This window comes from Pseudomonas sp. Root329 (assembly GCF_001424925.1).
GTDB classification, from domain to species: Bacteria; Pseudomonadota; Gammaproteobacteria; order Pseudomonadales; family Pseudomonadaceae; genus Aquipseudomonas; species Aquipseudomonas arabinosi.
This window is the reverse complement of record NZ_LMCV01000001.1, coordinates 598,508-610,537: the sequence shown is the minus strand read 5'-3', so window position 1 is coordinate 610,537 and position 12,030 is coordinate 598,508. Positions and strand designations below refer to the sequence as shown.

The 12,030-nt window shown below is 59.6% G+C and carries 8 protein-coding genes; 6 read left to right on the top strand and 2 right to left on the bottom strand.

Annotated elements, in window-relative coordinates:
- Positions 1-502: 502 nt before the first annotated feature.
- Positions 503-1,879: an L-serine ammonia-lyase gene (locus tag ASC74_RS02815; protein WP_056739062.1), complete on the bottom strand. Its 1,377-nt coding sequence runs from the start codon at positions 1,877-1,879 to the stop codon at positions 503-505.
- Positions 1,880-2,314: 435 nt separating this feature from the next.
- On the opposite strand from ASC74_RS02815, the gene ASC74_RS02810 reads away from it, so the two are divergent.
- The 3 genes from ASC74_RS02810 to choV all read left to right on the top strand — a co-directional run bounded on the left by ASC74_RS02810 (position 2,315) and on the right by choV (position 5,349).
- Positions 2,315-3,262: a choline ABC transporter substrate-binding protein gene (locus tag ASC74_RS02810; protein ID WP_056739060.1), complete on the top strand. Its 948-nt coding sequence runs from the start codon at positions 2,315-2,317 to the stop codon at positions 3,260-3,262.
- 66 nt (positions 3,263-3,328) lie between these two features.
- Positions 3,329-4,174: a choline ABC transporter permease subunit gene (gene choW, locus ASC74_RS02805; protein ID WP_046045293.1), complete on the top strand. Its 846-nt coding sequence runs from the start codon at positions 3,329-3,331 to the stop codon at positions 4,172-4,174.
- A complete protein-coding gene (gene choV, locus ASC74_RS02800; RefSeq protein WP_056739058.1) occupies positions 4,171-5,349 on the top strand; it encodes a choline ABC transporter ATP-binding protein in 1,179 nt (392 codons plus the stop codon). The genes choW and choV overlap by 4 nt, the downstream gene beginning before the upstream one ends.
- A 200-nt stretch (positions 5,350-5,549) precedes the next feature.
- On the opposite strand, the gene ASC74_RS02795 is transcribed toward choV, so the two are convergent.
- A complete protein-coding gene (locus ASC74_RS02795; protein ID WP_236713222.1) occupies positions 5,550-7,499 on the bottom strand; it encodes a BCCT family transporter in 1,950 nt (649 codons plus the stop codon).
- A gap of 379 nt (positions 7,500-7,878) precedes the next feature.
- Between ASC74_RS02795 and betI the strand changes: the two genes are divergently transcribed.
- The 3 genes from betI to betA all read left to right on the top strand — a co-directional run bounded on the left by betI (position 7,879) and on the right by betA (position 11,912).
- A complete protein-coding gene (betI, locus tag ASC74_RS02790; RefSeq protein ID WP_056739053.1) occupies positions 7,879-8,472 on the top strand; it encodes a transcriptional regulator BetI in 594 nt (197 codons plus the stop codon).
- Positions 8,473-8,580: 108 nt separating this feature from the next.
- Positions 8,581-10,053: a betaine-aldehyde dehydrogenase gene (gene betB, locus ASC74_RS02785; RefSeq protein WP_046045290.1), complete on the top strand. Its 1,473-nt coding sequence runs from the start codon at positions 8,581-8,583 to the stop codon at positions 10,051-10,053.
- 155 nt (positions 10,054-10,208) lie between these two features.
- Positions 10,209-11,912: a choline dehydrogenase gene (gene betA / locus ASC74_RS02780; protein ID WP_056739051.1), complete on the top strand. Its 1,704-nt coding sequence runs from the start codon at positions 10,209-10,211 to the stop codon at positions 11,910-11,912.
- The last annotated feature ends 118 nt before the right edge of the window (positions 11,913-12,030 follow it).

The window sequence follows — 12,030 nt, the reverse complement described above, 5'->3', positions numbered from 1 at the left end:
CCTCACACAAAGCGGGTGATGGCCTCAGGCGGAGGCTCTTGTTATTGCCATCGTTCTCGCGTGGGAGACGGGCTTTGTAATGACAGAGCAAATGCCATGCCTAAAGTTGAATGGCCGTTCAATAACTCCTGAAAACGACGTCGTGATGTGTCTAAATATGACTCGCAGAGACAGGAGGTTATAAGTGCCATTATCGGCGGGAGGCGCTCTGCCCCGTTGGGCGTGAGCAAATCGGTAGCACTTGTGGGAACAGGGCTACAGCGACCTGGTGAAGAGTGTCACCGCAAGCACAGGTGACAGGCGGTAATGGCCAACCTGGATCCGTGATCCAGGTGAAGCCGCTTGTCTGTAAGCGACGCGCCAAAACGTGGCGCGTTTTGAATCGAGTGTTCACTTTGCGCGCAGTTTTGACTGGTCTGACGCCTTCGCGAGCAAGCCCGCTCCCACAGTTGACCGCACTCCCTGTGGGAGCGAGCCTGCTCGCGAAGGGGGCGCTACGGTCTCAGCACTCAACCGCGCTAACCGCCAACCCACCGCGCGATGTCTCTTTATATTTGTCATGCATATCCGCGCCGGTATCACGCATCGTGCGGATCACCCGATCCAGCGAGATAAAGTGCTGACCGTCGCCACGCAGCGCCATCTGCGCCGCGTTGATCGCCTTCACCGCGGCAATCGCATTGCGCTCGATGCACGGCACTTGCACCAACCCGCCCACCGGGTCGCAGGTCAGGCCGAGGTTGTGCTCCAGACCGATTTCCGCCGCGTTACACAGCTGTTCCGGTGTCGCCCCCAGAATCTCCGCCAGCCCGGCCGCCGCCATGGCGCAAGCCGAACCGACTTCGCCCTGGCAACCGACTTCGGCACCGGAAATCGAAGCGTTCTTCTTGCACAGAATCCCTACCGCCGCCGCACTGAGGAAATAGTCGACCACGTTGGCGTCGGTCACCACTTCGCTGAACTTCATAAAGTAGTGCAACACCGCCGGAATGATCCCCGCCGCGCCATTGGTCGGTGCCGTGACCATGCGCCCGCCAGCGGCGTTTTCTTCGTTGACCGCCAGGGCGAACAGGTTGACCCACTCCATGGCGCTCAAGGTCGAGCCGATCACATTGGGCTTGTTCAGTTCTTGAAGGCTGCGGTGCAGTTTGGCCGCGCGACGACGCACATTCAGGCCGCCGGGCAAGATGCCTTCGTGCTTGAGGCCTTGCTCGACGCAATCCTGCATGGCGCGCCAAAGTGTCATCAGGCCGGCGCGGATGTCCTCTTCGCTGCGCCAGACCTTCTCGTTGGCCATCATCAACTCTGCAACGCGCAGGTTGTGCTGCTTGCAGAGGCTAAGCAGTTCGGCGGCGCTGGAGAAATCGTACGGCAGCACGGTGCGGTCCAGATCGACCACGCCGCTGGAAGCCTGCGCCTCATCAACGACAAAACCGCCGCCGATGGAATAGTAGGTGTCGCGATGCAGCTCGCCGTCATCACCTTCGACGATCAGCGTCATGGCGTTGGGGTGGAACGGCAGGTTCTCGTCGATCAGGCGCATGTCCCGGGCCCAGATGAACGGGACCGACAAGCGACCGTCGAGCAACAGCGTGTGGGTTTCGCGCAGGGTTTCGATACGGATGCCGATTTGCGACGGATCGATCGCGTCCGGCCACTCGCCCATCAGGCCCATGATCACGGCGTTGTCGCTGCCGTGACCGATGCCGGTGGCCGATAACGAACCATAAAGCTGAACTTCGACGCGCCGTACTTGTTCCAAAAGACCCCGCTCACGCAAACCTTGCACGAACAACGCCGCGGCGCGCATAGGCCCCACGGTGTGCGAACTGGAAGGGCCGATGCCGATTTTGAACAGGTCGAAAACACTGATAGCCATTACTGCCGAACTCCTGGATGTGCCAACTCCAGACGCAAAAGCGCCCAGTGACGGAGCTGCTACGCTCAAGCTGCAATCCGCCGAGATGGCCGCATCATCAGGCTTTTGTCATGTCGTTCGACGTCTCACACCGACGCACTCATGCTCACCAACGCCGCGGGGCGGCGACGCAATGTTTTCGCCGTTTTTTTGCGGATCAGAGGGGGAAAGAGGGCTGAAAAAAGCTGTAAACGACGTCACCGACACTGGATGCGACCATCCCTGTACTGGATACGACGCACCCTGTAGGCGTCAGATTTTCACTGGTACATGATCGTATCGACTCGATTGCAAGGCGCCGTGGTAGAGATGTCTCCAAAACGCCATCCAACCGCAACCTATAAGTGCGGTGGTCCAGTCGGAACACTGCCAAAAAAAACACCAAGGAGTCCATCCATGAAAGGTTCCCCGTCGTTGTTGTTGGCCGCCATGCTGAGTCTGCCGTTTCTGGCTCAAGCCGCAGAACCGGCTCAATGCAGCACCGTAAACTTCTCCGATGTCGGCTGGACCGACATCACCGCAACGACCGCCACCACCAGCGTCGTCCTCAACGCCCTCGGCTACAAGACCAAAACCACGATGATTTCCGTACCGGTGACCTACAAGTCCCTGGCCGACGGCAAGAACATGGACATATTCCTGGGCAACTGGATGCCGACCATGGAAAACGACATCAAGGCTTATCGCGATGCCGGCACCGTGGACGTCGTGCGCACCAACCTCACAGGCGCCAAGTACACCCTCGCCGTACCTCAAGCGCTGTATGACAAAGGTCTTCACGACTTCTCTGATATTCCGAAATTCAAGAAAGAACTCGACGGCAAGATCTACGGCATCGAACCGGGTAACGATGGCAACCGTCTGATTCAGAGTATGATCGACAAGAACGCCTTCGGCTTGAAAGACGCCGGATTCAAGATCGTCGAGTCCAGCGAAGCGGGCATGCTGTCGCAAGTCGACCGCGCCCAGAAACGCGACACCGCCGTGGTGTTCCTGGGCTGGGCGCCGCACCCGATGAACAAACGCTTCAAGATCCAATATCTCACGGGTGGTGACGATTTCTTCGGCCCAGACTTCGGTGCCGCCACCGTGGCGACCAACACCCGCAAGGGTTATGTCCAGGAATGCGGCAACGTCGGTCAGCTGCTGAAAAACCTGGAGTTCACCGTCGACATGGAAAGCTCGCTGATGGGCAACATCCTGGACGACAAAATGAAGCCTGACGCGGCCGCCAAGGCCTGGCTGAAAAAGAATCCACAGGTCCTCGATACCTGGCTCGCTGGCGTGACCACCATTGACGGTAAACCAGGCCTGGAGGCCGTGAAAGCCAAGCTCGCGCAGTAATCGCTTACGCCGGGCGAGTTCGCTCGCCCGGGCTGTTTATTTCCTTGCATGCGGACGTTCACTACCATGCTGATTGATCAGAAAATACCTTTAGGCCAGTACATCGCGGGCTTCGTTGAATGGTTGACGCAACACGGCGCCAGCACCTTCGACGCAATCGCCGTGTCACTGGAAACGATGATCCACGGTGTGACTTTTGCGCTGACCTGGTTCAACCCGCTGGCATTGATCGGCCTCATCGCGCTACTGGCACACTTCATTCAACGAAAATGGGGCCTGACCGTTTTTGTCATCGCCTCCTTCCTGCTGATCCTCAATCTGGGGTACTGGCAGGAAACCATGGAAACCCTCGCACAGGTGCTGTTTGCCACCTTCGTCTGCGTGATCATCGGCGTGCCGTTGGGCATCGTCGCCGCGCATAAACCGATGTTCTACACACTGATGCGTCCGGTGCTCGATCTGATGCAGACCGTACCGACCTTCGTGTACCTCATTCCTACCCTGACCCTCTTCGGTCTGGGTGTGGTCCCGGGTCTGATCTCTACGGTGGTGTTCGCGATTGCCGCGCCTATCCGCCTGACTTACCTGGGTATTCGCGATGTCCCGGAAGAATTGATGGACGCTGGCAAGGCCTTTGGCTGCTCGCGACGTCAGTTGCTCTCGCGAATCGAACTGCCCCACGCCATGCCAAGCATCGCGGCCGGTATCACCCAGTGCATCATGCTGTCGTTGTCGATGGTGGTGATCGCGGCACTGGTGGGCGCCGATGGCCTGGGCAAACCCGTGGTCAACGCACTGAACACTGCTGATATCGCCCTGGGCTTCGAAGCAGGCCTGGCGATCGTACTGCTGGCGATCATGCTCGACCGTATCTGCAAACAACCCGAAGCCAAAGTAGGGGGTGACGCATGAGCATTATTCGCTTCGAAAACGTCGACGTAATCTTCTCCAAGGATCCACGCGAGGCACTCAAGCTGCTGGATCAAGGCATGACCCGTAACGAGATCCTGAAAAAGACCGGGCAGATCGTTGGGGTCGAAAAGGCCAGCCTGGACGTCGAAAAAGGTGAAATCTGCGTACTGATGGGCCTGTCCGGCTCCGGCAAGTCCAGCCTGCTGCGCTGCATCAACGGCCTCAACACCGTCAGCCGCGGCAAACTGTTCGTCGAGCACGAAGGCAAGCAGATCGACATCGCTTCCTGCACCCCGGCGGAACTGAAAATGATGCGCACCAAGCGCATTGCGATGGTGTTCCAGAAGTTCGCCCTGATGCCTTGGTTGACGGTGCGCGAGAACATCAGTTTCGGTCTGGAAATGCAGGGTCGCCCTGAGAAAGAACGCCGCAAACTGGTGGATGACAAACTTGAGCTGGTGGGCCTGACCCAATGGCGCAACAAGAAACCCAACGAGCTGTCCGGTGGTATGCAACAACGCGTGGGCCTGGCCCGCGCGCTGGCGATGGACGCCGACATTCTGCTGATGGACGAACCGTTCTCGGCCCTTGATCCGCTGATCCGCCAAGGCCTGCAAGACGAACTGCTGGAACTGCAAAGCAAGCTGAACAAAACCATCGTGTTCGTGAGCCACGACCTCGATGAAGCCCTGAAGCTCGGCAGCCGTATCGCAATCATGAAAGACGGCCGCATTGTTCAGTACAGCGTGCCGGAAGAGATCGTGTTGAATCCTGCGGACGATTACGTGCGGACCTTCGTCGCCCACACCAATCCGCTGAACGTACTGTGCGGTCGCAGCCTGATGCGCACCCTGGACAACTGCAAACGCATCAACGGTTCGGTGTGCCTGGATCCGGGCGGCGATTCCTGGCTGGACCTGGCCGAAGGCAACACCATCAAAGGCGCACGCCAGAACGGCGCGAGCCTGGACCTGCAGAACTGGATTCCAGGGCAAGCGGTTGAAGGCTTGGGTCGTCGGCCAACACTGGTGGATTCGAACATCGGCATGCGCGATGCGCTGCAGATTCGATATCAGACGGGTAACAAGCTGGTGCTGCACGACAACAACAAGGTTGTCGGGATCCTCGGTGACAGTGAGCTGTATCACGCACTGCTCGGCAAGAACCTGGGGTAAGGCAACAGACACAAAAACGCCGCGAGAGGATCGCGGCGTTTTTGTTTATAGCGATATCGGGTCAAGCAGCTTTACGGCTGATGGCCTCTTCGCGAGCAAGCCCGCTCCCACAGGGGTATGCATTCCAATGTGGGAGCGAGCCTGCTCGCGAATGAAGGCGGCGCGGTGGTTCAGACTGAAACACCAAGCCTGTTCAACACTCAGCTATAGACACGGCCAAGGAGCTGCCGATGGCTTTCAAACTGATCGAGCACGTCACGGGTGATCTGATCCGAAGTGAAGCCCATCAAGTCGTAGTCCTGGCTGCCGTTGTGCAAGTACACCTCGGCGCGGTAGTAACGTGCACGCGGTTCATCAGCACTTTCAGCCGACACCATGTCGCTCGCCGCTGCCAGATAGCCGTCCAGGCTTACTTCGTAGACAAAAGGGTTGCCCTCTTCCATCTCGATCCGCAGGCCCATGCAACGCTTGGCCTTGCCCAGCAACGTTTGCACGTCCAGACCCTTGCCACGCAATTGCACCACAGCCTCTTCCAGCGCCGGGCTGACTTGCTTGTCCATGAAGCGTTGAACAATCGACTGGTTCGGCTGCAAGTCCAGCTGCGTCAAACGCTCGCTGAAACCACGACGACCACGCGCTGCGAGCTCCGCTTGCTCCTGTTCGATCTGCACGTCCTGGCGCATCGCCTTGTGCAGGCCAAACATGAAGAACACCAGCACCACCGAGAACGGCAGGCCGGCCAGCACCACCATGGTTTGCATGGCTTCGAAGTTACCGGCGAACAGCAGGCCGATGGTCACCAGGGTGATCACTGCCGACCAGAAGATCCGCAGCCAGTGCGGGGCATCTTCGTCGACGTTGCCGCCCTTGCAGGAAAGGTTGGCCATCATCACCGCGCCGGAATCCGCCGGGGTCAGGAACAGCACGAAACCGACAAAGATCGACACGCCGATCACGATTTTCGACGCCGGGTAGTGCTCAAGCAGTTGGTAGATCGCCATCGACGGCTGTTCCAGCGCCGTCTTCCCGAGCTCCACCGCCCCATGGTTCATCACCAGGTCGAGGGCCGAGTTACCGAAGATCGACAGCCACGCCAGGGTGAAGCCCAGCGGAATCAGCAGCACGCCGGCCACCAGTTCACGCACCGTGCGACCGCGGGAAATACGCGCGATGAACATACCCACGAATGGGGCCCAGGAAATCCACCAGGCCCAGTAGAACAGGGTCCACAGGCCCAACCAGCGGTCAGACTTCTCACTGTCGCCTTCGTACACATAGAGGTCGAAGGTCTTCAGCACCACGCCGTTCAGGTAGTCGCCGACGTTTTGCACGAAACCGTTGAGCAGGTGCAGGGTCGGGCCGAACAGCAGCACGAAAATCAGCAGGCCGCTGAACAGCACGATGTTCAGGTTGGACAGACGGCGAATGCCGTTTTCCACGCCGGACACGGCAGCGATGGTCGCCACGGTGCTCATCACGATGATCACGATCAGCAGGTTGGTGTTGCTGTGTTCCATGCCGAACAGGTTTTCCAGCCCCGACGACACTTGCAGCGAACCAATCCCCAGGTTCGTCACCAGACCCAGCAGGGTCACGAACATGCCGAAGCCGTCTACCGCATGACCGGCGGCGCCTTTGACCCAACGCTCGCCGACCAGCGGATACAGCGCCGAACGCAACGCCAGCGGCTGGTTATGACGGTAAGCAAAGTAAGCAACGGCCAGGCCGACCAATGCGTAGATTGCCCAGCCATGCAGGCCCCAGTGCAGGAACGTCAGCTGAACGGCCTGACGGGCGGCCATGTTGCTGGCAGCCACGCCTTCCGGCGGGTTGAAGTAGTGGTCCAGCGGCTCCGAAGCACCGAAGTACAGCAGCGAAATGCCGATACCCGACGAGAACAGCATCCCCGCCCAGGCGCCGTAGCTGAAGTCCGGGGTGTCGTCCTTGCTGCCCAGCTTGAGCTTGCCGTAGGACGAAAACGCCAGGCCGACCACGAACACCAGGTAAGCGGCAATCACCACCATGTAGTACCAGCCGAAGCTGCGGGACAACCAGGCCTGGGCAATACCGAGCAATCTGCCGGCCTCTTGCGGGGCGATGATCAGAATGGCGGTCAACAACAGGATCAACGCGGTAGAGGTGTAGAACACCCAACCGTTGACCGTCACCTTCTCGGGTGGGGTCTTTATTAGAGAGGCAGAACTCATGGCACAGATGCTCCAGGCAGTGCGAGAGAAGAACACAAGGCAACGCGTTACCCGACCAATCGCTTAGTTGGCAGCCGACCAGCGGGTGATATAAAGACAGCCCGAAAAAAGCCCGAAACCCGGGAGCGCCAATGCGCGTGGGTTTCGAGCGTTTTCGGATGTCGTTTTTCCGCCAACTACATGTAGGAAAAACCTGTAGGCAGCGACGAATTGTCGCAGATCTTATTCTTTGTTGATTGAACGTTCAATCAAAACAAAATAGACTGGCCTTCAATCCGATAGACGTTTCACGTCCGCCGGAAGGCCTAAGGAGATGTGCAAGATGCCCAAGGTCGGTATGCAACCCATCCGCCGCCAGCAGTTGATCGAAGCCACGTTGCAGGCGGTAGATCAGGTCGGCATGGGGGACGCCAGCATTGCGCTGATCGCCCGTTTGGCCGGTGTCTCGAATGGCATCATCAGTCACTACTTTCAGGACAAGAACGGCCTGATCGCCGCCACGGCGCAGTATCTGATGAGTGTCCTCAGCGAGAACGTCACCGCGCGCCGTCAGGCGCTGGAGGACAGCAGCCCGCGGGCGCACCTCCAGGTGATTATCGAAGGCAACTTCGACGCCAGCCAGGTCAATGGCCCGGCAATGAAAACCTGGTTGGCCTTCTGGGCCACCAGCATGCACCACCCGTCTTTGCACAGGTTGCAGCGGATCAACGATCACCGTCTGTATTCCAACCTGTGCTGCCAGTTCCGCCGTGTATTGCCGCTTGATCAAGCGCGCAGTGCAGCCCGCGGCCTGGCAGCCCTCATTGACGGTTTGTGGTTGCGCGGCGCGCTGTCGGGAGATGCTTTCGACACCGAGCAGGCGCACCAGATCGCTTACGAATACATGGATTTACAACTGGCCAAGCAGGTGAGTTAGAGCACACAGAACCGCTCAGCACCTGAACCGCCACTGACCAGCGTTGCCCAAGCTATAAGGCACGCCCAGTGGTTACCGCCAACCAACTTATGCTCTTGCGAGGACTATATGGCCCGTTTCGAACTGCAAAAACTCTACATCGATGGCGGCTACAGTGACGCCAGCAGCGACGCCACTTTCGAAGCCATCAACCCGGCTAACGGTGAAGTCCTCGCAACCGTACAACGTGCGACGAAGGAAGACGTTGAGCGCGCTGTCGTCAGCGCCGAAAAGGGCCAGAAAATCTGGGCCGCGATGACCGCCATGGAGCGTTCGCGCATCCTGCGTCGTGCTGTCGACATCCTGCGCGAGCGCAACGATGAACTGGCTGCCCTGGAAACCCTGGACACCGGCAAGTCGTTCTCCGAAACCAAGTACGTCGACATCGTCACCGGCGCTGACGTGCTGGAGTACTACGCAGGCCTGGTTCCGGCCATCGAAGGCGAGCAGATCCCGCTGCGCACCACTTCGTTCGTCTACACCCGTCGCGAGCCGCTGGGCGTCGTGGCCGGTATCGGCGCGTGGAACTACCCGATCCAGATCGCCCTGTGGAAATCCGCACCAGCCCTGGCGGCCGGTAACGCGATGATCTTCAAGCCAAGCGAAGTCACTTCCCTGACCACGCTGAAACTGGCCGAGATCTACACCGAAGCTGGCGTTCCGGCTGGCGTGTTCAACGTGCTGACCGGCAGCGGCCGTGAAGTCGGTACCTGGTTGACCGAGCACCCACGCATCGAAAAAATCTCCTTCACCGGCGGCACCGACACCGGCAAGAAGGTCATGGCCAGCGCTTCCGCTTCGTCGCTGAAAGACGTGACCATGGAACTGGGCGGCAAATCCCCGCTGATCATCTTCGACGACGCCGACCTCGATCGCGCCGCCGACACCGCGATGATGGCCAACTTCTACAGCTCCGGTCAGGTCTGCACCAACGGCACTCGTGTGTTCGTGCCAAGCCACCTGAAAGCCGCTTTCGAAGCCAAGATCGTTGAGCGCGTTGCGCGCATCCGCGTCGGCAACCCGGAAGACGAGAACACCAACTTCGGTCCTCTGGTCAGCTTCGCCCACATGGAAAGCGTGCTGGGTTACATCGCCAAAGGTAAGGAAGAAGGCGCTCGCGTGCTGTGCGGCGGCAGCCGTCTGACCGAAGGCGAATTCGCCAAAGGCGCGTTCGTGGCACCGACCGTGTTCACCGACTGCACCGACGAGATGACCATCGTTCGCGAAGAAATCTTCGGCCCGGTGATGAGCATCCTGACCTACGAAACCGAAGAAGAAGTGATCCGTCGCGCCAACGACACCGAGTTCGGTTTGGCGGCTGGTGTTGTCACCAAAGACCTGAACCGCGCTCACCGCGTGATTCATCAACTGGAAGCCGGTATCTGCTGGATCAACGCCTGGGGCGAATCCGACGCCAAGATGCCGGTTGGCGGCTACAAGCAGTCGGGCGTGGGTCGTGAGAACGGCATCAGCTCGCTGAACAACTTCACACGCATCAAATCGGTACAGGTCGAACTGGGCGATTACGCCTCGGTTTTCTAAGCCCCGGCTGAAAACCCTGTAGCAGCTGCCGAGGTACGAGGCTGCGTTGCGTGTCCGCAGGACCGCCCTCAGAGGGCCGCTGCGCGGCCCAACGCAGCCTCGTGCCTCGACAGCTGCTACAGGCGACCTGACCAACTTCAAAGAGGGTGCATTCAATGTCCCAAGAATTCGATTACATCATCATCGGTGCCGGCTCGGCCGGTAACACCCTGGCGACCCGTCTGACTGAAGACGAAGGCGTCACCGTCCTGCTGCTCGAAGCAGGCGGCCCGGACTACCGTATGGATTTCCGCACGCAAATGCCGGCTGCTTTGGCATTCCCGCTGCAAGGTCGTCGCTACAACTGGGCCTACGAAACCGATCCAGAGCCACACATGGACGGTCGCCGGATGGAATGCGGTCGCGGCAAGGGCCTGGGTGGTTCTTCGCTGATCAACGGCATGTGCTACATCCGCGGCAACGCGATGGACTACGACAACTGGGCCAAACTGCCAGGTCTTGAAGACTGGGACTACCTGAACTGCCTGCCGTATTTCCGCAAGGCTGAAACCCGCGACATCGGCCCGAACGACTACCACGGTGGCGACGGTCCGGTCAGCGTGACCACGCCGAAAGCCGGCAATAACCCGCTGTTCCACGCGATGGTTGAAGCAGGCGTGCAAGCCGGTTACCCGCGTACCGAAGACCTGAACGGTTACCAGCAGGAAGGTTTCGGTCCGATGGACCGTACCGTGACGCCGAACGGCCGTCGCGCCAGCACCGCTCGCGGTTACCTGGACATCGCCAAGAAGCGCTCGACCCTGACCATCGTCACCCACGCCCTGACCGACAAGATCCTGTTCGAAGGCAAGCGTGCGGTCGGCGTGCGTTACCTGATCGGCGCCGCTGAAGAGCGCGTTGAAGCCCGCGCCCGCAAAGAAGTGCTGCTGTGCTCCGGCGCCATCGCTTCGCCGCAGATCCTGCAACGTTCCGGCGTCGGTCCGGCCGAGCTGCTGAAAAAACTCGACATTCCGGTGGTCCACGACCTGCCAGGTGTGGGTGAAAACCTGCAGGATCACCTCGAGTTGTACCTGCAATACGCGTGCACCCAACCGGTCTCGCTGTACCCCTCGCTGCTGCTGCACAACCAGCCGGCCATCGGTGCCGAGTGGCTGTTCAAAGGCACCGGCATCGGCGCCAGCAACCAGTTCGAAGCCGGCGGTTTCATCCGCACCCGTCCGGAATTCGATTGGCCGAACATCCAGTACCACTTCCTGCCGGTCGCGATTAACTACAACGGCAGCAACGGTGTGAAAGAGCACGGTTTCCAAGCGCACATGGGTTCCATGCGTTCGCCGAGCCGCGGTCGCATCCAGGCCAAGTCCAAGGATCCGCGCGAATACCCGAGCATCCTGTTCAACTACATGGCCACCGAGCAGGACTGGCAGGAATTCCGCGACGGCATCCGCCTGACCCGTGAAATCATGCAACAGCCGGCACTGGACGCTTTCCGTGGCCGCGAAATCAGCCCGGGCATTGACGTGCAAAGCGATGAGCAGCTCGACACGTTCATCCGCGAACACGCCGAAACCGCGTTCCACCCGTCCTGCTCGTGCAAGATGGGCACCGACGAAATGGCGGTGGTTGACGCTGAAGGTCGTGTGCACGGCATGCAGAGCCTGCGTGTGGTCGATGCCTCGATCATGCCGATCATCACCACCGGCAACCTGAACGCGCCGACGATCATGATCGCCGAGAAAATCGCCGACAAGATCCGTGGTCGCAAGCCATTGCCGCGTAGCAAGGCTGCCTACTTCGTGGCCGGCGATGCGCCGGTGCGTGGCAAGCCGTTGCGGGATGTGAGCCTGACCGCGCAGTAAGACAGTTACACCGCGGTGCGCCCTTCGCGAGCAAGCCCGCTCCCACAGGGGATCTTCAGTGAACACAGATTCTGTGAACACCAAAGACCAAATGTGGGAGCGGGCTTGCTCGCGAAGG